General features: G+C 62.1%; 15 protein-coding genes and 1 pseudogene. 7 read left to right on the forward strand and 9 right to left on the reverse strand.

The genetic code is table 11. From position 1 onward, the window contains the following. Positions 1–137: 137 nt before the first annotated feature. The 7 genes from U8U01_RS05865 to recG all read right to left on the reverse strand — a co-directional run bounded on the left by U8U01_RS05865 (position 138) and on the right by recG (position 9,242). The gene (locus U8U01_RS05865; protein WP_322172495.1) at positions 138–2,186 is read right to left on the reverse strand and encodes a hypothetical protein; all 2,049 of its coding nucleotides are present in this window, start codon (positions 2,184–2,186) and stop codon (positions 138–140) included. Further along, entirely contained in the window at positions 2,186–2,719 is a 534-nt protein-coding gene (locus U8U01_RS05870; RefSeq protein WP_322172497.1) for an RNA polymerase sigma factor, read from the reverse strand. The genes U8U01_RS05865 and U8U01_RS05870 overlap by 1 nt, the downstream gene beginning before the upstream one ends. Positions 2,720–2,814: 95 nt before the next feature. Beyond that, positions 2,815–3,411: a YdeI/OmpD-associated family protein gene (locus tag U8U01_RS05875; protein WP_322172499.1), complete on the reverse strand. Its 597-nt coding sequence runs from the start codon at positions 3,409–3,411 to the stop codon at positions 2,815–2,817. Positions 3,412–3,453: 42 nt separating this feature from the next. Then, the gene (locus tag U8U01_RS05880; RefSeq protein ID WP_322172501.1) at positions 3,454–4,653 is read right to left on the reverse strand and encodes an L-serine ammonia-lyase; all 1,200 of its coding nucleotides are present in this window, start codon (positions 4,651–4,653) and stop codon (positions 3,454–3,456) included. Positions 4,654–4,666: 13 nt separating this feature from the next. After that, entirely contained in the window at positions 4,667–5,668 is a 1,002-nt protein-coding gene (gene trpS / locus U8U01_RS05885; RefSeq protein ID WP_322172502.1) for a tryptophan--tRNA ligase, read from the reverse strand. Between the two features lie 86 nt (positions 5,669–5,754). Then, on the reverse strand, positions 5,755–6,951 hold the full coding sequence (locus tag U8U01_RS05890) for an aminotransferase-like domain-containing protein (RefSeq protein ID WP_322172504.1): 1,197 nt from the start codon (positions 6,949–6,951) through the stop codon (positions 5,755–5,757). A gap of 251 nt (positions 6,952–7,202) precedes the next feature. Then, positions 7,203–9,242, reverse strand: coding sequence for an ATP-dependent DNA helicase RecG (gene recG / locus U8U01_RS05895; RefSeq protein WP_322172505.1), 2,040 nt, complete (start codon positions 9,240–9,242; stop codon positions 7,203–7,205). Positions 9,243–9,451: 209 nt separating this feature from the next. Between recG and rsgA the strand changes: the two genes are divergently transcribed. The 5 genes and pseudogenes from rsgA (at position 9,452) to U8U01_RS05920 (ending at position 14,995) form a co-directional block, all read left to right on the forward strand. Continuing rightward, positions 9,452–10,501 carry a ribosome small subunit-dependent GTPase A gene (gene rsgA / locus U8U01_RS05900; protein ID WP_322172507.1) on the forward strand — a complete coding sequence of 350 codons (1,050 nt, stop codon included), beginning with the start codon at positions 9,452–9,454 and terminating at the stop codon, positions 10,499–10,501. 715 nt (positions 10,502–11,216) lie between these two features. Beyond that, on the forward strand, positions 11,217–13,514 hold the full coding sequence (locus U8U01_RS05905) for an AMP-binding protein (RefSeq protein WP_322172508.1): 2,298 nt from the start codon (positions 11,217–11,219) through the stop codon (positions 13,512–13,514). Between the two features lie 64 nt (positions 13,515–13,578). Continuing rightward, positions 13,579–13,890: pseudogene (locus tag U8U01_RS05910) on the forward strand (phosphorylase family protein); the annotation flags it as partial. Positions 13,891–13,907: 17 nt separating this feature from the next. Continuing rightward, a complete protein-coding gene (locus U8U01_RS05915) occupies positions 13,908–14,447 on the forward strand; it encodes a GNAT family N-acetyltransferase (RefSeq protein WP_322172510.1) in 540 nt (179 codons plus the stop codon). Positions 14,448–14,461: 14 nt separating this feature from the next. Further along, complete coding sequence (locus U8U01_RS05920) at positions 14,462–14,995, forward strand: HdeD family acid-resistance protein (protein WP_322172512.1); 534 nt, start codon at positions 14,462–14,464, stop codon at positions 14,993–14,995. Between the two features lie 261 nt (positions 14,996–15,256). On the opposite strand, the gene U8U01_RS05925 is transcribed toward U8U01_RS05920, so the two are convergent. Next, complete coding sequence (locus tag U8U01_RS05925; RefSeq protein ID WP_322172514.1) at positions 15,257–15,616, reverse strand: sulfite exporter TauE/SafE family protein; 360 nt, start codon at positions 15,614–15,616, stop codon at positions 15,257–15,259. Positions 15,617–16,011: 395 nt separating this feature from the next. Beyond that, positions 16,012–17,673, reverse strand: coding sequence for a penicillin-binding transpeptidase domain-containing protein (locus U8U01_RS05930; protein WP_322172516.1), 1,662 nt, complete (start codon positions 17,671–17,673; stop codon positions 16,012–16,014). Between U8U01_RS05930 and U8U01_RS05935 the strand changes: the two genes are divergently transcribed. Both U8U01_RS05935 and U8U01_RS05940 read left to right on the forward strand, forming a co-directional pair. Continuing rightward, positions 17,650–18,162, forward strand: a complete 513-nt coding sequence (locus tag U8U01_RS05935; RefSeq protein ID WP_322172518.1) for a TSUP family transporter — start codon at positions 17,650–17,652, stop codon at positions 18,160–18,162. The two genes, U8U01_RS05930 and U8U01_RS05935, sit on opposite strands and share 24 nt — an antisense overlap. Positions 18,163–18,424: 262 nt before the next feature. Then, the gene (locus U8U01_RS05940; RefSeq protein ID WP_322172520.1) at positions 18,425–19,909 is read left to right on the forward strand and encodes an L-fucose/L-arabinose isomerase family protein; all 1,485 of its coding nucleotides are present in this window, start codon (positions 18,425–18,427) and stop codon (positions 19,907–19,909) included. The last annotated feature ends 362 nt before the right edge of the window (positions 19,910–20,271 follow it).

The raw sequence follows: 20,271 nt of genomic DNA on the forward strand, positions 1-20,271 counted from the left end.
TACTCACCCTTACTATCGCCAACAGGGCGCCCCCGGTTACAGGGTGCGGCAGATTTTTTTCGAAAGCACGCAAAAAGGCCGCCCAAAGCCGGAGAGGGCGTCCCCTCCCAGGCTTTGCGCGGCCCCTTATGTCCCTGTCAGTCGTGCTCCGATCCCGCCCCCTGTTCCTCCTGCCCGCCGTACTGGGGGAAAGCCTCGTTGGCGGGGCTCTCCGGCGCGGGGCTCTCCGGCCGGGGTACCGCCTGCCCCAGCAAAAGCTGGGCATTCTGGAACCACGCCGCCCCTATATCCTCTATCAGCACCTCGCCTGTGCTTACATCTGTCAGTTCCAGCCTGGTAAAGGTGTCCACATATCCCGCCTCCCAGTCATAGTATATCTGGAAATGCAGGGTACGGTACTCCTCTTTGCCGCTGGGCTGTATATACACCCCTGTATGCAGGCTGCCCGCGCTGTCCTCCACCGGCTCCCCGCTGTCCGACAAAAACGCCGCAAACTGCCGGACGACCTTATCCCCGCTGTATGCGTTTACCATCAGGGAGCCATACTCGCTCTTCATGGGGCACAGCAGGTCAAAGCCGGCGTACAGCCCGCTTTCGTTCATTATACCGCCCCCGCCGCTGGCGTACTCCGTGTACTGGCCGCAGGCCAAAAACTTCTGGCCGGCCATGGCCTTGTCCAGCCGGTTCAGGGTAGCGTCCCATGCCGTCACCGACCGCTCCCGGCCCTGCTGCACATAGTTTTCAGAGGCATACGCCCGGCCCGTGGCCAGGTCGATGGTAAACTCCGCTGTCACCCGCCGCATCGATTCCGAACCGTACACCGAAAACTCCGGGGTTTCGTACAGGGTCAGCACCAACGGGTTCTGGGTGGCCTGGCGGGTGCTGCCCGTACTGGTAAACACAAAGGTAAGTTCCATGTTGTCTTGGTCGAACGTGCCGCCCACTACCCCCTCTGCATCCCAAAACCCGTTACACCCATAGGCCACGCTGCCGTCCTGGCAGGCCAGTTCCGGGAAACTGCCCAGGGGCGTCCATTCCTCCCCGTTGCCATCAAACGTCCAGTTATCCGCAAACGGTATATCGCCGCAATACCCCATAAAGGGCACGGTCATGGCCACCTCTACCCGGCTGGGGGCATAGTCTACCGATGTCAAAACCACATCGCCATCCTTGGCCCCACTCTCAATATGCCGGTTCCAGGCCGTATCCGCCTGCAAGGCAAACCCCGCCGTATAGGCCGGTTCCCAGCATTCCAGCGCCATACGGTCATAGGTAAAGCCGTCCGCGCTGCTTACCAGCAAAAAGTCCTCTATATAAAGGCGCACTTCCAGTTGGTCCCCGTCCCCTGGGCGGGCCTCCATCGGCTCCAGGTCATAGGTCCACAGGGCCCTGGCATGGCCGTCCCCGTCCCCGGTAAAGCCGCCGATCTCCCCCTCGCCTACCACGGTTTCATCCCCTACCGTAACCTCCACGGTAATGGCTTTGCCCTGCCCGCTATATACCTGGCCAAACTCATCCACGCTGGCCCAGTCCACCCCCGGCAGCAGCCGGTACTGGCTTATCCCGTCTGTGGCCGCCATCATGTCACGCAGTTCCTCGCTCAAAAGCAGGTCCAGTTCCATCGAGAGGGTTTCCCCGTCGCACCAGGCGTCCGATACCGTCAAAATCCCCATCGAGCCGTCCTGGCAGGTTGCCTCTACCGGGTTAAAGGTAGGCGCCGGGGTAGGGGCCTGGCTCTCCGTTGGCAGTTCTTCCCGCTCCCTGTCCCCGTTCATGGCCATAAACACCTGGCCAAGCCCCGGCAGGGCCTCGGTAATCTGCGGGTACGTGCCGTTTACCCCCCACAGCAGGGCAAAGGTCACGGCCAGCACAGCCGCTACCGTAGCCACCGTGCGGAAGGCCCGCAGCACCGGCCTGGGCCGGGCAGGCAGTTGGTCGGGCAGTTCCAAAAGCGTCTTTTCCAGCGATTTCCTCGCCCGCCGGGGTACCTCCTCCACCCCGTAGGCCCTGGCCAGTTCCGCCTTAAAGGCACGGGTGGGCTTTAGTTTCTGTTCCAGGGCCCGTTCCAGTTCCCGGTCCAGTTCCTGTTCCGGCCCCTGGCCGGGCCCGCCGCGCTGCCGGGGCGTAGGGAAGGGCCAGGCAGCCTTTTTCCGTTCGGGCCCTCTGCCATGTTTCATCTTCGCCATTACGCCCCCGCCTCCTCTGTTCTCTCACCGTAGGTTTCCCGAAACTTCTTCCTTCCGTGGGAAAGCCGCATTTTCGCCGCGCCTTCGCTGATGCCCAGCATATGGGCAATGTCCTTCACCGGCAGGTCGTTCAGATAGTATAGGGTCAGGATGAGCCGGTCGTTCTCCCCCAGCTCTGCCAGCACCCGCTGCACATCCAGGGGTGTGTCCCTGTCCGGGCTCTCCCCCTCCTCCGGCAGCACCTCCAGCGGGAACAGCCCCTTTTGCTGGCGCAGCAAATCGTAGCAGCAGTTGATCACAACCCTGGTAAGCCAGGTCTTAAAGAATTTCGGCTGCCGAACGGTATTCATTTTATAAAACGCCCGGCACACGGCCTCCTGTATGGCGTCCTCTACGTCCGCCTCCCTGTGCAAAATCGCCTTCGCCGTGCGGTACATGGCCAGGTGGTGTTCCTCCATCAGCCGTACAAAGGCGTCCTTGTCGCCGTTTTGGGCCTTGCGTACCCATTTATCTGTGCTGCCTATACTGCTCACCGCTTTCCGGAAGGGGTGGTTTCAACCATTAGACGTTCCCTGTAAACAAAAGGTAAACGGGCGCCAAAAAATTTTTTCACCCCGCCTGTACTGCCTTATAAGGAGGTTTTTGGCGTATGGGGCCGCTCCATGGGCCGCAGGTTCTGGTTCAGCCTGTCCACCAGCCAGGCCAGCCGCTTGGCCCGCCCGGCCTGGGTTTTCGCGTCAAAATAGGCCCTGGCGTAGGTTTTCCTCGCAGACAAAGGCATGGCCTGGAAATTGCGGAAGGCGGGCTCCTGCCCTTGCAGCAGCCCGGCCACCTGGGCTACCTGCTCTTCCCCCACCTCTGCCATGGGGTCCGGGGCGTCCCACCGGCCGTCCGCCTTGGCCTCCTCTATTTTTTGCCGGCCCCTGTCCGTCATAAGCCCCTGGGCCTCCAGCTTTTCCGCCAAAGCCCGGTTTTTTGCGGACCACCGGCTCTTCTCCCGGCGGGGGGCAAAATACTTTTTATAGGCCAGCGCATCCAGCCGCTGCATCTGCCCGTCGATCCACCCAAAGCAAAGGGCCTCTTCCAGCGCCTCCCCGGCCTTCAGGGTCTTTGGCCCGCCGGCCTTGCCAAACAGCAGCCATACCCCCTGGCTGTCCCCGCCGTCCCCGGCAAGCCACGCCCGGAACGCCTCCCGGCTAGCAAATACCAATACATCTTCCGCCATACCTTCCCCTTTCCCGCGCCTGCCGCGCGCTGCCTGTTGGCTTTATTCCCGCCAGGTCTTTGCCAAGCCCCCTTCGCTGGTTTCCCGGTATTTGCTGAACAGGTCCCGGCCGGTTTCGTACATGGTCTTTACCACCATGTCAAAGCTGATCTTCCTGGTATAGGTCAAAAAATTCGCCAGGCTCAGGGCATTGATGGCCCGCATCCCCGCCACCGCGTTGCGCTCGATGCAGGGTATCTGCACCAGCCCGCCAATGGGGTCGCAGGTCAGGCCCAGGTGGTGCTCCATGGCCACCTCCGCCGCGTACTCGATCTGGTCCAGGTCCATGTGGTAGATCTCCGCCAAGCCCGCCGCCGCCATGGAACAGGCGCTGCCGATCTCCGCCTGGCAGCCGCATTCCGCCCCGGAGATGGAGGCGTTGGCCTTGATCACATTGCCGATGACCCCGGCCGCCGCCAGCCCCTTAAGCATATCCCGGTCGGAAAAGCCCTGCTGCTCCTGCTTGTAAAGCATCACCGCGGGCAGTACCCCGCAGGCCCCGCAGGTGGGGGCCGTCACAATGGTGCCGCCCCCGGCGTTCTCTTCGCTAACGGCAAAGGCATAGGCGCAAACCTTCCGGTTTTCCCTGGTTTCCTTGCTCTCGTCCATATGCCGCTGCCGGTTCAGGTACATGGCCTTGCGCTGCACCCCCAGGCCCCCGGCCAGCTCCCCGTCTTTGCGGATGCCCCGGTACACGGCCTCCTTCATCACTTCCCATACATCCGCCAGGTAGTCCCATATCTCCGGCCCCTCGCACGCTTCTACATACTGCCACAGGTACATATCCCTGTCCCTGCAATACTGCTTGATGTCCGAAAAGGTGTGCAGGGGGTAGATCCGTGGCGGGTCCGCCTCCGCCTGCCCCTCCAGGCGGATCTTCCCACCCCCCACGCTGAATACCCGCCAAAAGACGATGCGCTCCCCCAACCGGTAGGCTTCCAGCTCCATGGTGTTGGGGTGGGGCAGCCCCTCCTGCCGGTCGTCAAACAGGATCCGCACCGGCAAAGGCGCCAGCGCCTCCTGCACCGCCACGTCCGTCAGGTGCCCCCGGCCGGTCTTGGCCAACGAGCCGTACAGGGTGGCCTGAAAGCCGTCCGCCTCCGGGTACGCCGCCCGGAACCGCTCCGCCGCCCGGCCCGGCCCCATGGTGTGGGAGCTGGACGGCCCCCTGCCAATGCGGTAAAGTTCCCGTAAAGATTCCATACCCATGCCCCCCTTACGGCACCAGCCCAATCTTTTTCATCACTTTGGATAGGGTCCGCTGGGCAATGGCCTGGGCCTTAGGGGCCTGGCTGTGGTAGCAGGCCTCCAGGTAGGTTTTGTCCGCCACAATCTTCCGGTACCGCTCCTGAATAGGCCGCAGTTCCGCGATAACCGCCTCGGCCACCGCGGGCTTAAAGTCCCCATAGCCCTTGCCTTCAAACTCCCGCTCTATCTCCTCATAGGTCTTGCCGGTCACGGCGGCGTAAATGCCCATCAGGTTGTTCACGCCGTCCTTGCCCTCGGCAAAGCGCACCTCGCTGCCGCTGTCGGTTTTGGCCCGCTTAAACTTGCGCATAATGGTGTCCGGGTCGTCCAGCACGGAGATATTACCGTTCTGGTTCTCGTCAGACTTGCTCATCTTGGAAAGGGGGTCCTGCAAGGACATCACCCTGGCCCCGTGCTTGGGTATCATCGGCTCCGGCACGGTAAAGGTGTCCCCGTAAATGCCGTTAAAGCGCCCGGCAATATCCCTGGCAATCTCCACGTGCTGTTTCTGGTCCGCGCCCACGGGCACATAGTCCGCCTGGTACAGCAGGATGTCCGCCGCCATCAGGCAGGGGTAGGTAAACAGCCCGGCGTTGATGTTGTCCGCGTGCTTGGCCGATTTATCCTTAAACTGGGTCATCCGCGAAAGCTCCCCGAACTGGGTGTAGCAGTTCAGCAGCCAGGCCAACTGGCTGTGCTGGGGCACCTGGCTCTGGATAAAGAACACCGTCTTTTCCAGGTCAATGCCCATGGCCAGCAAAAAGGCGTAGGCTTCTTTGGTGTACTTGCGCAGTTCGGCGGGCACCTGCCGCACCGTCAGGGCGTGCAGGTCGGCCAGGGCATACGCGCACTGGTAGCCCTCCTCCTGCAACTTGATGTGGTTGCGCAGGGCCCCCAGGTAGTTGCCCAGGGTAAAGGTGCCCGTGCACTGGTACATACTCAATATCCGCTTTTTCTCCTGATTCTCCATCCCATGTCCGCTCCTTTTCTGATGATTTCCGGGGAAAAGGCAACCGCCCCCGCCCCGGCCTGTTTCCGCAAGGCCCTGGGGAACGGTCAGGACACTCCCGCCATTTCCCTCGCGATCTGCCCCAATATCCGCACGCCCTCTTCCAACTGCTGGTCCGTCGGGGTAGAGAAGTTGATGCGGAAAGCCTGGCAGGCCCCGGCCTCGTCGGTCAAAAAGGCCGTGCCCGGCACCACGCACACCTTGCGCTCCGTGCCCCGTTTTACAAACTCCAGCATATCCACCCCGTCCGGCAGGGTACACCAGGCAAACAGCCCGCCCTCCAGGTCATTCCAGGTGATAAGCGGCCGGAAGTACTTCTCCATCGCCCCCTTCAGCACCAGGAACTTCCGCCGGTAGATCTCTCGCAGCCGCCGGAGGTGGGCCTCATAATCCCGCTGGGTCATAAAGCGGTGGCACACAATCTGCGCCCAGATATTGCTGTGCACGTCCTCCCCCTGTTTGCACACCACCATTTTCTGCACCACTTCTTTGGGGCCGATGGCATACCCCACCCGCATCCCCGGCGACACCACTTTGGAGAAGGAGCCCGCGTACACCACCACGCCTTCCCGGTCAAAGGATTTGATAGCGGGCAGATCCTCCCCGGCAAAGCGCAGGTCGCCATAGGGGTTGTCCTCCAAAATCAGCACCCCGTAGTCCCGGCACAGCGCATAGGCCTTTTGGCGCTTTTCCAGGCTCATAGTAATGCCGGAGGGGTTCTGGAAATTGGGGATGGTGTATAGGTACTTCACATTTTTCTCGGTTTTCAGGGCCTGCTCCAGCCCCTCCAGGCTTAGGCCGTCCGGTTCCATGGGTATCCCCCGCAGCCTGGCCCGGTAAGAGCGGAAGGTGTTCAGCGAGCCGATAAAGCTGGGGGCCTCGCACAGCACCGTGTCCCCCTCGTTCAGCAGGGTCTTGGTCAGCAGATCCATCACCTGCTGGGCCCCGCTGGTAATAAGCACCTCATCCGCCCCGGTGCCCACCTGGTACTTTTGGGCCATGTATTCTTTCAGGTGGTCCCGTAAAGGGGCATAGCCCTCGGTTACGCTGTACTGCAAAGCCTCCACCGGGGTGTCGGCCAGCAGTTGCGCCGAAATGGCCTGTATGTCCTCATAGGGGAAAGCGTCCGGGGCCGGGTTCCCCGCCGAAAGCGGAATGACCCCCGGCGCGGAGGAGTTCTTCAAAATCTCCCGAATGGCAGAGGGTTTCAGGTTTTTTACCCGCTCGGAGAATTGGTATTGCATAAGGTTGACCTCTTTTCATGCTGGTATTCTGGTATTCCCGTAAATTATACCCCCCGGCCGTGGGAAAGTCAAGGCACGCCCCACGCCGGCCGCCCCCTTGCCGCCCTGCCTCCCCTGCCTCCGGCGGCCGGCTTCGCCAGAGGCGAAACCGCGAACCCCCAAAAAACTTTTATGCTCGCCCTGTCCCCACGCCACCGGCCCCCTCTGCACCCGTCAGCGCTGTTTCCAAGCTTTTTACCTTCCCGGCGGCCCTATATCCCAATGCGCTCGCCGCCGGCCTTCTCAAACAGCCTGGCGGTTTCCTCCCGCAGCCCCTGGTAGATATCCCCCTTCAGCGCCCCGCTGTAAAACAGGCGTTTCGCGCACTGCTGGGCCTCCCGCAGCACCTCTATATCCATAGACATATCCGCAATTTTTAGCTGGGGCAGCCCGTGCTGGCGTTGGCCGAAGAAATCCCCCGGCCCCCGCAGTTTCAAGTCCGCGTCCGCAATGGCAAACCCGTCCCTGGTGCTTTTAAACAGTTTCAGGCGTTCCACCGTCCCCTGCCCCGTAGCGGCGCACACCAGTATGCAGGTCGAGCGGTGCTGCCCCCGCCCAATACGCCCCCGCAACTGGTGCAGTTGGGAGAGGCCGTAGCGTTCGGCGTTCTCAATCAGCATAATAGCCGCGTTGGGCACGTCCACCCCCACCTCCACCACGGTGGTAGCCACCAGCAGGCGGGTTTCCCCGGCGGCAAACGCCCCCATCACCCGCTCCTTCTCGGCGGGTTTCATCTTGCCGTGCAGCACCCCCACCGCCGTGCCGGGAAAAGCCCTGCGCACGGTTTCGGCGTAGGCGTTCACGCTCATCATGCCGCTGCCGTCCGTTTCTATCAGCGGGCAGATCAAATACCCCTGCCGCCCCTCGTCCAGGTGCTTTTGTATGTACCCAAACGCCCGCTGCCGCTTGTCCGGGCCGATCAGGTAGGTTTCCACGGCCTGCCGCCCCGGGGGCAGCTCGTCCAGTACGGAAACGTCCATGTCCCCATAGGCCATCAGCGCCAACGTACGGGGGATGGGCGTGGCGCTCATTACCAGCAGGTGGGGGGACGCGCCTTTCTGGGAGAGCGCCACCCGCTGGTTCACCCCAAAGCGGTGCTGCTCGTCGGTGATGACCAGCCCCAGCCCCTTAAACCGCACCTTTTCGCTGATCAGGGCATGGGTGCCAATGGCCAGGTCAATTTCCCCGGCGGCCAGTCCTTCCAGCAGTTTCCTGTGCCTGGCGGCGGAAAGGCTGCCGGTCAGCAGCGCGCAGCGCACCCCCGCCGGCTCCAGCAGGGCAGAGAGGGACTGGTAATGCTGCCCGGCCAGTATCTCCGTGGGGGCCATCAGGGCGGCCTGCCACCCGGCCTGTATCACCGCCCAGCAAAAGGCGGCGGCCACGGCGGTCTTACCGCTGCCCACATCCCCCTGCACCAGCCGGTTCATGGGGGCCGGGCCCGCCATGTCGGCTATGCCCTGGCCAATGGCCCGTTGCTGGGCCCCGGTCAGCCGGAAGGGCAGCAGCCGGGCAAAGGCCTCCGGGTAGTCCGGCAAAACCGGGTGCAGGTTCTCTTCCCGCCTGCCGCTTTTGATCTGCATCAGCCCCAGTTGCAAAACCAAAAACTCCTCAAACACCAGCCGCCGCCTGGCTATCTCCAAATCCTCCGCTGAGCGGGGGAAGTGGACGTTCTCCAAAGCGTAGCCTAAGTGGCAAAGCCGGTGTTCCTCCCGCAGGGCCTGGGGCAGCGGGTCCTCCGGCAGTTCCGGCAGCCGGCGCAGGGCCTCCCCCATGGTGTTGGCAATTATCCGGGAGGGCAGCCCCTGGGTGGCCGGGTATACCGGCTGAAAGGCCTCCGCCTTATCCTCCCGCACAAAATCCGGGGCGGTCATTCCCCAGCCCCACCGGCTGCGGGTAAGTTTCCCCCTAAACAAGTACCGCTGCCCCACCCGCAGCAGCGAGGGGATGTAGCGGTTGTTAAAAAAGGTCAATACCATCTGATTTTCGCCGTCCGTGGCCACGGCCCGGTACAGCAGGCGCCCCCCGGCAATCCGGCTCTCCACCGGGGCCGTGGCAATCTCCCCCCGCACCACACAGGGCTCGTCCAGGGGGGCCCTGGCAATGGCCTGGGGCGCGCTCCAGTCCTGGTAGTCCCGTGGGTACAGGCGCAGCAGCGCCCCCACGGTAGGCGCCCCCAGCTTGGCCAGTTGCTGGGCCCGCTTGGCACCAACGCCCTGCAACGCCGTAACCGGCGTTTCAAATAAAGACGGCATGGAAACCCCTCCGCATCGCTTGCAGCATCATATTATATAAGAAAAATTATACAAGCCTAACTTCCGCTTGTCAAGCACCCCCTCCCCCCTTGCACTTCCCGCCCATCTGTGCTACAATGTACCCATCCCCCATTTTTGAAAGGAGTGATGTCTTATGAAAAACACATTCGTAAGCAGGAGGAACACCCATTTTTGATTGGAGGGACCATATGACAGATACGACCGGACTTTTAGCTTACGGCTTTCCCCCCGCGCTGCTGCCCACACAGGGCCCCGCCCTGCCCGCCCGGGTCACGGCGGTGTTTAAAGAGCGCTGGCAGCTTATAACCCCGGAGGGGGAACAGTTCGCTACGCTAAAAGCCAAAGTGTACTACTACGACGGGCAAGAGGCATTCCCCACCACCGGCGACTATGTGCTGGCCCTGCCCGCCCCCGGCGACTGGCAGATCGTCAAAACCCTGCCCCGCAAAACCTTTTTCTCCCGGCTGGACGGCTGGCACGGCACCGAGCAGGCCGTGGCCGCCAATATGGACGTGGTGTTCGCCGTCCAGTCGCTCAACGAAAACTTCAACCTAAAACGCCTGGAACGCTACCTGGCCCTGGCCTGGAACTCCGGCGCCCAGCCGGTTGTCCTGCTGACCAAGGCAGACCTTCCCGGCAACCACGCCGAAAAAACCGCCCAGGCGCAAAGCGTCGCCGGCACGGCCCCGGTTATCGCCCTCAGCGCCAAAACCGGCCAGGGGATCGGGCAACTGGACCCCTACCTGGCCCCCGGCGTCACCGCCGTATTCCTGGGCTCCTCCGGCGTGGGCAAGTCCAGCCTGGTCAACCGTCTGGCCGGTGCGGACGTCATGTCCGTCAGCGGCATACGGGAGCGGGACAGCATGGGCCGGCACACCACCACCCACCGCCAGTTGCTGCGCCTGCCCAGCGGTATGCTGGTCATCGATACCCCCGGTATGCGGGAGCTGGGTATGTGGGAGGCCCGCGAAGGGGTGGCAGACGCCTTCCCGGACGTGGAGCAGTATCTGGGCCGGTGCCGCTTTTCCGATTGCCGCCACCAGCAGGAGCCCGGCTGCGCCATCCGCGCCGCCATGGAGCGGGGGGAGCTCTCCCCCCAGCGGTTCGCCAGTTGGCAGCAGCTTATGGGCGAGTCCGGCCGGGGCAAACCCCGCAAGCAGGGCCAGCCCAGCAAGGCTTTGGCCCGCCAGCGCCGGCAGGAGAGCAAGCACCGGAAAAAATTGGCCGGCAACTCTTGACTTTTCCCCCAAAGCGGTGTATTATAAATAAAATACCCGTTCATCCTATAATACCGAAAGGCTGTGACGAAGACGGCGGGATCCCGTTCCCCTACAGAGAGTTGGCGGCTGGTGCAAGCCAATGGGGAAGACATCAAAAGGCCGGGCGTTTGCCCGTGCCCTGTACGCCAATCCCTTCCGAGCCGGAGGCCCGAAACCGAGGCGTTGGCGTCCGCCATGCCCGGCGGTAGATGCCTCCCGCCAACGCCGCGTTATGGCGTAGGGCTTGTTAGAGCCTTGAGTGGCGCGGCGCCGTCCGCGCAAAATGAGTGGTACCGCGGAGCATATCCGTCTCATGGGCGTATTTCCCATGAGGCGGTTTTTTATTTCCCCCACCCACCCGCCGCTAACGCCCCAAAAACCTTCGAGGCTTGCTACTTCGCCAAAGGCAAAGTAGGCCGCCAGAAACAATAAGAAAATAAGAAAAAGTAAAACCACTACCCACCGGTCGAGCAAACTGCCCCACCCACACAACGCCGCCGCTAACGTCAAAAAAGTCTTTGGGGATTCCTAAACCCCTTTCTTCAGAAAGGGGTTTAGGCCGCCGGAGGCAAAAAGGTAGCCGGAGGCAAAAAGGTAGCCGGAGGCAAAAAGGCCGCCGGAGGCAAAGCAAATCCCACCCAAGAATAACCGAACCGATAAGCATAAATACTAAACCTAAAAGGGGGACGGCCCAATGGAAAAAGCAGATTTAAAGACCCAACTGGCGGAGGTAGCCCAGCGCATTCGGACCATGCGGGAGATCACCGGCCTTTCGGAAGACGAAATGGCCAAATGCACCGGCGTCAGCCGGGAGGAATACCAGCGGTGCGAAACAGGCGGGCAAGACTTCAGTTTCACCTTCATCTACAAGTGTGCCAAGCGTTTTGGGGTAGACCCCACCGACCTGATCCGGGGTGTCAGCCCCACCCTGTCCAGCTACACCATTGTACGCCACGGGGACGGCCTGCCCATTGCCCGCCGCCACGGTTTCAAGTACCTAAACCTGGCCCCGCTGTTCAAAAACAAAACCGCCGAGCCCTTCTTTGTCACCATGCCCTATTCCGAGGCCGAGCAGCACGTGGCCATCAAGCTGGCCAGCCACGCGGGCCAGGAGTTCGACATCGTGGTCAAAGGCTCCATGAAGGCCCAGATCGGCAGCCATATCGAGGTGCTCAACGAGGGCGACTCCATCTACTACAACTCCGGCACCCCCCACGGCATGATCGCCACCGGCGGCGAGGACTGCCTGCTGTACGCCATGGTCATGAAGTCCACCGAGGACCTCCCCCCCGAAGAGGACCGTTTCCAAACCCTCATCGACCGCAAGCTGGCCCGCCAGCACCGGGAAAGCGTGGCCGACCCCTTCCTCGATACCACCCTGGACGAGAACGGCATTTTAAGCGGGATCCGCTTTAAAAACGAGGACAACTTCAACTTCGCCTTTGATGTGGTAGACGAACTGGCCCGCCGGGAGCCGGACCGCCTGGCCATGCTCCATGTGGACCGGGGCCACGCCGAGCGCCGGTTCACCTTTTCCGATATCAGCCGCCTTTCCAACCAGGCCGCCAACTATTTCGAGTCCCTGGGCATCCGCCGGGGGGATAAGGTGCTGGTGGTGCTCAAGCGCCACTACCAGTTCTGGTACGTCATCACCGCCCTGCACAAAATCGGCGCGGTCATCATCCCCGCCACCCACCTGCTCATGGAGCACGACTTCGACTACCGCTTCAAGGCCGCGGGGGTCAAGGCCATCCTCTGTACCAGCGACGGCCAGACCGCCGATGAGGCCCACCGGGCCGCCCAAAACTGCCCCGGCGTGCAGGTGAAGATCATGGTGGGGGAAAACCGCCTGGGCTGGCATGACTTTGACAAGGAAATGGCGGGTTTCTCCGACGTATACCTGCGCCGGCCCGACTCCCCCTGCGGCAACGACCCCATGCTCATGTACTTCACCTCCGGCACCACCGGCTATCCCAAAATCGCCATGCACAGCTACAAGTACGCCCTGGGGCACTACATCACCGCCCGCTACTGGCACAATGTAAACCCCGATGGCCTCCACTTCACCATCTCCGATACAGGCTGGGGCAAGGCCATGTGGGGCAAATACTACGGCCAGTGGATGTGCGAAGCCGCCATCTTCACCTATGATTTTGACAAGTTCGACGCCCACGATATCCTGCCCATGTTCGCCCGGTACCACATTACCACCTTCTGCGCCCCGCCCACCATGTACCGGTTCTTTATCAAAGAGGACCTCAGCCGGTACGACCTCTCCGGCATCGAGTACTCCACCACCGCCGGCGAGGCCCTGAACCCGGAGGTCTACGAGCAGTGGAAACGGGCCACGGGCCTGCGGCTGATGGAGGGTTTCGGCCAGACGGAAACCACCTGCGTCATCTATAACCCCGTGGGCAGCGTGCCCAAGGTGGGCTCCATGGGCGTGCCCAGCCCCCTGTATGATGTGGACGTGGTGCTGCCCAACGGCAAAACCGCCCCGGTAGGCGAAACCGGCGAAATCGTCATCCGCACGGACAAAGGGGCCCCCTGCGGGCTGTTCCTGGGCTATTACCAGGATGAAAACCTCACCCGGGAGGCCTGGCACGACGGGATGTACCACACCGGCGACACCGCCTGGCGGGACGAGGACGGCTACTTCTGGTATGTGGGCCGTACCGACGACGTGATCAAGTCCAGCGGCTACCGCATCGGCCCCTTTGAGATCGAAAGCGTCATTATGGAGCTGCCCTATGTGCTGGAGTGCGCCGTCACCGCCGCCCCGGACCCGGTACGGGGCCAGGTGGTCAAGGCCACCATTGTGCTCACCCGGGGCACCCAGCCCAGCGACGAGTTGAAAAAAGAGATCCAAGCCTACGTGAAAAAGCACACCGCCCCCTATAAATACCCCCGTATCGTCGAGTTCCGGGAGGACCTGCCCAAAACCATCAGCGGGAAAATCCGCCGGGTAAAGCTGCGGGAGGAAAGCAAATAAACGCCCCGGCGTTTACCCCGCCCAGGGCGTCCGCAAAAAAGAAAAAAGTGTTCGGCGAACGGCCCGGCGGTCGAGGGGCATCCCCTATGTTACCGGCGGCACCTGGACCACCGACGCCATCTTCCGGGAAACCCAGGGCCATTTCGCCCGGCGCAAGGCTGCGGGCTGTATCGCGGTGGAGATGGAATGCGCCGCCCTCCAGGCCGTGTGCGATTTCAGGGGCTATGAGCTGTACTACTTCCTCACCAGCGGCGACCTGCTGGACGCCCCCGCCTGGGACCCCCGCCTGGAGGAGGGCAGCCTCTCCGGCACCCAGCACGATACCACCCACTTGGAGATCGCGGCCGCGCTGGCCCGTTTCATCTCCCCCTCTTAAGGAAGGAGCCTCCCCCCATGGAATACTTACTGAAAAACGGGGAAACCCTCACCGTCCGCCCGCCCACTCCGGAGGACGCGGCGGAGCTTGTCAGCCTCATGGTCAAAGCAGACGGGCAAACCCCTTTCCTGGCCCGCAACCCCGGTGAGTTCGCCCGCCAATTTACCGTAGAGCGGGAGGCCGAGATACTCCGCGCCCTGCCCGCCAACCCCAACCTGCAATGGTACGTGGCCCAGTACGGTGGCCGGCTGGTGGGCAACTGCTCGGCCCTGGTGCCCGCCCCCGGCGAGCGTTTCCGCCACCGGGGGGCCGTGGCCTTCTCCGTCCTGCGGGAGTTCTGGGGCCTTGGCATCGGCGGCAGGCTGATGGAAACCTGCCTGGCCTGGTGCCGGGCCCACGGCTGCGAGCAGGTAGAGTTGGACGTGGTCGCCCACAACGAGCGGGCCCTCCGTATGTACAAAAGCTTTGGCTTTACCGTCACCGGCACCCGCCCCCGGGCGCTCAAATACCCCGACGGCAGCTATGCCGACGAGTATATGATGGTCAAATTCTTCTAAGGAGTTGGTCTTTTATGTTGAAAAGCATCCGCAACAGCCTGGTGCTCTCCGCCGTGCTGTACACCGTGCTGGGGGTCATCCTCCTGCTCTTCCCCGGCACGGCCCTGCAATGGGCCTGTGCGCTCATCGGCCTGGTCACCCTGGGGTACGGCCTGGTCCGGGCCTTTGGGTACTGGAAAGGCGGCGGCAGCTACGCCCAGCGGTTCGACCTGTTCTTAAGCATCACCCTTGTGGCTTTGGGCGTCTTTCTGCTGGTAACGCCCCGGTTTTTGGTGTCCATCATCCCGGCGGCCCTGGGCCTCTATATTCTGGTAGACAGCCTCTCCGCCGTCAAAACCGCCCTGGACATGAAAGCCCTCGGCTTTGAAAAATGGTGGCTCTCCCTGTCCGCGGCCTGCCTGTTGGCGGTTTTCGGGGCCGTCATGGTGCTGCGGCCCTTTGCCACTTTAGAAACCCTGGTGGTTTTCATCGGCCTGGGCTTTGTGTTCGACGGCGTCTACACCCTGGTCAACACCATCACCGCCGACCGCCTCTACCGCAACCGCTAACCCCCAAACAGAAGATCAGGCAGGCCCCCACTTCCAAGGGCCTGCCTCTTTTACATCTGCCTCTTTTTGCACCTACCGTAAAGACCTCCCCAAAAAGGGGTGTGCCCAAAACGAAACCTTTAAAATGAAGTGCCTGCGGACAAATAGTAAAAGTTTCGTCCACCTTTTCAAAGGTGGTGGGGTTTTTAGGGGCAAAGCCCCTAAATCGCCGAAGGCCAAATTTCTTCAAGATCTTCTTTTGGACACGCCTCAAAGCCCCCCTCAGCCCTTTTTGCAAAACACCTCCCGCAGGCCCACCACCAGGATAAACCCGCCAAAAATGCGCCTGAGCAGGCTGGTATCCATCCCCGCCGCCAGCAGGGAAGCCGCCACGCAGGCCGGCACCCCTGCCAGCGCGCAGTACAGCACGGCCTTTGTGTCCAGCAGGCCGTTTTTCCTGTGCCCCCACAGCGCCGGCAGGGCGCAGGCAATAAAGTATACCAGGTTAACGGCCCCGGCCTTCAGTTGGGGCAGTTGCTGGGCCATGGTCAGCCACAGCAGCAGCAACGTGCCGCCCCCAATGCCAAACCCGGACAAAACGCCGGTCAAAAACCCCACCAGCACATCCAGCGCCACAGACATCCCGCAAACCTCCTTTCCGGGCCTTCTCGTAAAGGCAACGCCGCACAATTCGCGGCCAACGCCTTAGGTACCGTCTTGTTTCCGTCCTAGAGCCTGTTTTGAAACGCCGAAACGCCGTCTGTTTTGCCCCAAAACGGTGCTTACTGTGTCAAAAATCCTCAAAAGGCGGCAAGCCTTTCTGGCTGCAAGCCTTTCTTGCGGTTTTTTCCTTGAAAGCCCTCGTTTTCGGGCAAAAATCCCACCTTTCTCCGGTTTTAAAACAGGCTCTAGCGCACCGCTTTCCCTTGCCAATCGCCAAGACGGGGATTTTTAACGCAGAAGATGCCCACTTTCGATTTTCTTTCGAAATCGGGCAAAAATCCCATAGTTCTCCGCTTTTAAAACAGACCCTAACTCTACGCCCCCTCTGCCAGCATCTCCCCCAGTTTCCCCGCTATCTCCCGGAACACCCCGGCCGTCACGCCCCCGTCCTGCACCACCGATTCCCTAAGCACCGTAATGCAGTATTTCGGCCCGCTTCCGTCCCCCACAAAGCCGCAATACCAAAAGTGCGCGCACTCCTCCCCATCCGCATACACCCCGGTCTGCGCGGTGCCGGTTTTGATGCCGCACACGCAGTTCTCCGGGTTGCCCCCGGCCCCGGTCCCCTCCTTGGCCGCCTGTACCAGGTAGTCCTGTAGCCGCCGGGCCGCGGTACCGCTCATTGCCTGCCGGCTGATGTCCGTCACCGCCTGCTGGGGTTCCAGGTTCCCCGCCCCGTCCACCAGCCCCTCTATCAGTTTGGGCGAGTTATACACCCCGCCGGCGGCAATGGCGTTCAGCAGCCCGCACATCTGCACCGGGGTCACAGTCAGCGCTCCCTGCCCAAAGGAGAAATTGGCCAGCGCACGGGCATTGGCCAAGCTCTCCCCCGCCGGCAGGGCGCCCGCCCCCGCGTACAGCCCCCGGCCGAACTCCTGCCCGGCCCCCAGCCCCAGGTTATAGGCCATCTCCAGCACCGGCTGGCCCCCCATGGCCCTGGCCGCGCTGATAAAATAGCAGTTGCAAGACTGGGCAATGGCCCCCTGCAAGTCCACCTTGCCATGGGGCTCGCCGTCATAGCAGTTAAACAGCAAACCCCCGGCGTTCAGCGCGCCGGTGCAGGTAAATTCCCCCAAAGCCCCGCCGCTTTCCAGTTCCGCCGCCGCTGTCACCAGCTTGAACACCGACCCCGGCGCATAGGCGGAAAAAGCCCGGTTCACCAAAGGGGCGTCCTGGCTTTGTGCCGCCTTGGCAATCTGTGTGGGCGCAAAGTCCGGCATACTGGCCAGCGCGCGTATCTGGCAGCCCGGCACCTCGGTAATTACCACCGCCCCCCGCCCCAGCCGGGCCGCGGCCTTCTCCGCCATCCTTTGCAGTTCGCTGTCAATGGTCACGGCCACGCCGTTTTCCGTAGCCTCCATGGTGTCAGACACCATCCGCTGCGCCCCGGCGATCACCCTACCCAACGCGTCCACCTGGTAAAACACCGAAACCGCCCCCTTATGCCGGTCCAGCGCGTCGTCCATGGCCAGTTCCACCCCGGCCGCGCCCTTGCCCTGCCCGTCCAGGTACCCCACCACATGGGGGGCCAACTGGTCCTCCTCATACCGTTTGGGCACCCGGAACATATCCACGCAGGCGTGCTCCACGGTGCGCTCCAGTTCCATGGCAAAGGGCTTGCCGTCCTCCAGGGCCACGGCCAGCCGTTCCCGGTAGCGCCCGCCGGTGGCCGTTTCCAACGCGCCAATGGCCTCAATGGTCGGGGCCACCGCCGCCACCCAGCGGCTGGAGGTGCCGGTCAGGGGCCGCAGCTTGCAGTCGTATATGGTCCCCCTGGACTTCGCCACGTCCAACTGGTAGATGCTCTGCTGCCCGGCGGCAGCCACATACGCCGCATTGCCCGAAACCCCCGCCATCGACCGCCCCGCGGCCGCCATCAACAGCAGCAGCAGCACCAGCAAAAAGTACGCCTTCCGCCCTGCCACCCGCCGTACCCGGCCTTCCGCCCGTTTTTGTATGTCCGCCTGTTTTTTCATCTGCCGCCTCCTGTTCCCGTCTGCCTGTCCTATCCTCAGTATGCGGCCTTTTGTGCAAAAAATACGCATGAACGCCCGCTCCGGCGGCAAGCTAATCCTGTCCCGTTACGCAAAAGGAGGAGAACCCGTATGCGCAAAAAAACCAAATACCTGATCACCGGCGGCCTGGCCGGGCTGGCCAACGGCCTGTTCGGTTCCGGGGGCGGGCTGTTCCTGGTGCCCCTGCTCACCCGCTGGGCCGACCTAGAACAGCGCAAGGCTTTCGCCGTGTCCGTAGGGGTCATCCTGCCCCTTTCCCTGGTTTCCGCCGCCATCTACGCTTACAAGGGGGCCCTGTCCTGGTCCCTGGCCTGGCCGTACCTCTGCGGCGGCTTTTTGGGGGGCCTGCTGTCCGGCCGGGTGTTCCAAAAGGTGCCGGTGCTGTGGCTTCGCAGGGGCTTTGGCCTGTTGATCGTCTACGGCGGCCTGCGGGCCCTCTGGCTGGGCTAAGGCTTGTTTGAAAAATCGGGAACGCCGTCTTTTTGGTCAGAAACGGCCATCTTCTGCGTCAAAAATCCTCGCCAACTGGCAGGTTGGCTTGCGGTTTTTTCCTGGAATCTGACCACTTCTGGCCAAAAATCCGTCATTCCCTCTATTTTCAAACAAGTCCTAACCCCCAGAAAATTTCCCCGGCAGGCAGTTGCTTTTTGGGGTGGTTTGCTGTATCATATAGGCATAGGACTGCCAATTTGATAAAAATGGAGGAATCCCCATGAACAACATCCCACAGGTCAAGGTCGGCGTGGTTGCCGTTTCCCGCGACTGTTTCCCCGAGTCCCTTTCCGTTGACCGCCGCCGGGCCCTTATGGCCGCCGTGGCTGCCAAATATCCCGCCGAGGCCGCCTCTGTCTACGAGTGCCCCATCTGCATTGTGGAAAGCGAGATCCACATGGTCCAGGCCCTGGAGGACGTAAAGGCCAACGGCTGCAACGCCCTGGTGGTCTACCTGGGCAACTTCGGCCCGGAGATCTCCGAAACCCTGCTGGCCAAGCATTTTGACGGCCCCAGTATGTTCATCGCCGCTGCCGAGGAGAGCGGCGACAACCTGATCGGTGGCCGGGGCGACGCCTACTGCGGTATGCTCAACGCCAGCTACAACCTGAAACTGCGGGAGATCAAGGCCTACATCCCCGAAAGCCCCGTAGGCGACGCGGAGGACTGCGCGGACCGCATCCACGAGTTTATCCCCATCGCACGGGCCCTGGTGGGCCTCAAGTCCCTGAAGATCATCAGTTTCGGCCCGCGCCCCTTAAACTTCCTGGCCTGCAACGCCCCCATCAAGCGCCTGTATGACCTGGGGGTGGAGATCGAGGAAAACTCCGAACTGGACCTGTTCGAGGCCTTCCACAAGCACAGCGGAGACCCCCGCATCCCGGCGGTGGCCAAGGAAATGGCCGCGGAGCTGGGCGAGGGCAACAAAAAGCCCGAAATCCTGGAGAAACTGGCCCAGTACGAACTTACCCTGCTGGACTGGGTAGAAGAGCACAAGGGCTACCGCCAGTACGTGGCCCTCACCAGCAAATGCTGGCCCGCTTTCCAGACCCAGTTCGGCTTTGTGCCCTGCTATGTCAACGCCCGGCTCACCGGCCGGGGCATCCCCGTGTCCTGCGAGGTGGACATCTACGGCACCCTTTCCGAGTTCATCGGCACCTGTGTTTCCGGCGATGTGGTGACTTTGCTGGACATCAACAACACCGTGCCCAAAGATATGTACAAGGCGGATATCGAGGGTAAATTCCCCTACCAGTTCAGCGATACCTTTATGGGTTTCCACTGCGGCAACACCTGCTCCACCAAAATCTGCAACCCCACCATGAAGTACCAGATGATCATGGCCCGCAGCCTGCCCGAAGAGGTCACCCAGGGCACCCTGGAAGGGGACATCATCCCCGGCGACATCACCTTCTTCCGCCTGCAAAGCACGGCCGACTGCCAGTTGCGCGCCTATGTGGCCCAGGGCGAGGTCCTGCCCGTGGCCACCCGCTCCTTCGGCGGCATCGGTGTGTTTGCCATCCCGGAGATGGGCCGGTTCTACCGCCATGTGCTCATCGAGAAGAACTACCCCCACCACGGCGCCGTAGCTTTCGGCCACCACGGCAAAGCCCTGTTCGAGGTGTTCAAGTTCCTGGGCGTGGGCGATATCGGATACAACCAGCCCAAAACCCTGCCCTACCCCTCCGAAAACCCCTTCGCCTAAGATCCCCCTTCGCTGGCGATCCCCCCAATCCCTCACAGCCCCTCCTACCCCATTATCCCATCAACCGCCCGGTTAATTCCCATCCCATACGCCCCGTGCGTTTGATCCCAACCTCCCATCCCTCATAGCCCCTCCCACCCCATTATCCCATCAACCGCCCGGTTAATTCCCATCCCATACCCCCCGCGCGTTTGATCCCCACCTCCCATCCCTCATAGCCCCTCCCACCCCATTATCCCATCAACCGCCCGGTTAATTCCCATCCCATACCCCCCGCGCGTTTGATCCCCACCTCCCATCCCTCATAGCCCTTCCCACCCCATTATCCCATCAACCGCCCGGTTAATTCCCATCCCATACGC

Source organism: Acutalibacter caecimuris, from assembly GCF_034335085.1.
GTDB lineage: Bacteria > Bacillota > Clostridia > Oscillospirales > Acutalibacteraceae > Acutalibacter > Acutalibacter caecimuris.

Excerpts from the sequence above, each read along its gene's own strand:
- U8U01_RS05865 (WP_322172495.1), bottom strand. The coding sequence starts at position 2,186 with ATGGCGAAGATGAAACATGGCAGAGGGCCCGAACGGAAAAAGGCTGCC.
- U8U01_RS05915 (WP_322172510.1), top strand. The coding sequence starts at position 13,908 with ATGGAATACTTACTGAAAAACGGGGAAACCCTCACCGTCCGCCCGCCC.
- U8U01_RS05905 (WP_322172508.1), top strand. The coding sequence starts at position 11,217 with ATGGAAAAAGCAGATTTAAAGACCCAACTGGCGGAGGTAGCCCAGCGC.
- U8U01_RS05925 (WP_322172514.1), bottom strand. The coding sequence starts at position 15,616 with ATGTCTGTGGCGCTGGATGTGCTGGTGGGGTTTTTGACCGGCGTTTTG.
- U8U01_RS05930 (WP_322172516.1), bottom strand. The coding sequence starts at position 17,673 with ATGAAAAAACAGGCGGACATACAAAAACGGGCGGAAGGCCGGGTACGG.
- U8U01_RS05940 (WP_322172520.1), top strand. The coding sequence starts at position 18,425 with ATGAACAACATCCCACAGGTCAAGGTCGGCGTGGTTGCCGTTTCCCGC.
- U8U01_RS05920 (WP_322172512.1), top strand. The coding sequence starts at position 14,462 with ATGTTGAAAAGCATCCGCAACAGCCTGGTGCTCTCCGCCGTGCTGTAC.
- rsgA (WP_322172507.1), top strand. The coding sequence starts at position 9,452 with ATGACAGATACGACCGGACTTTTAGCTTACGGCTTTCCCCCCGCGCTG.
- U8U01_RS05890 (WP_322172504.1), bottom strand. The coding sequence starts at position 6,951 with ATGCAATACCAATTCTCCGAGCGGGTAAAAAACCTGAAACCCTCTGCC.
- trpS (WP_322172502.1), bottom strand. The coding sequence starts at position 5,668 with ATGGAGAATCAGGAGAAAAAGCGGATATTGAGTATGTACCAGTGCACG.
- U8U01_RS05875 (WP_322172499.1), bottom strand. The coding sequence starts at position 3,411 with ATGGCGGAAGATGTATTGGTATTTGCTAGCCGGGAGGCGTTCCGGGCG.
- recG (WP_322172505.1), bottom strand. The coding sequence starts at position 9,242 with ATGCCGTCTTTATTTGAAACGCCGGTTACGGCGTTGCAGGGCGTTGGT.
- U8U01_RS05880 (WP_322172501.1), bottom strand. The coding sequence starts at position 4,653 with ATGGAATCTTTACGGGAACTTTACCGCATTGGCAGGGGGCCGTCCAGC.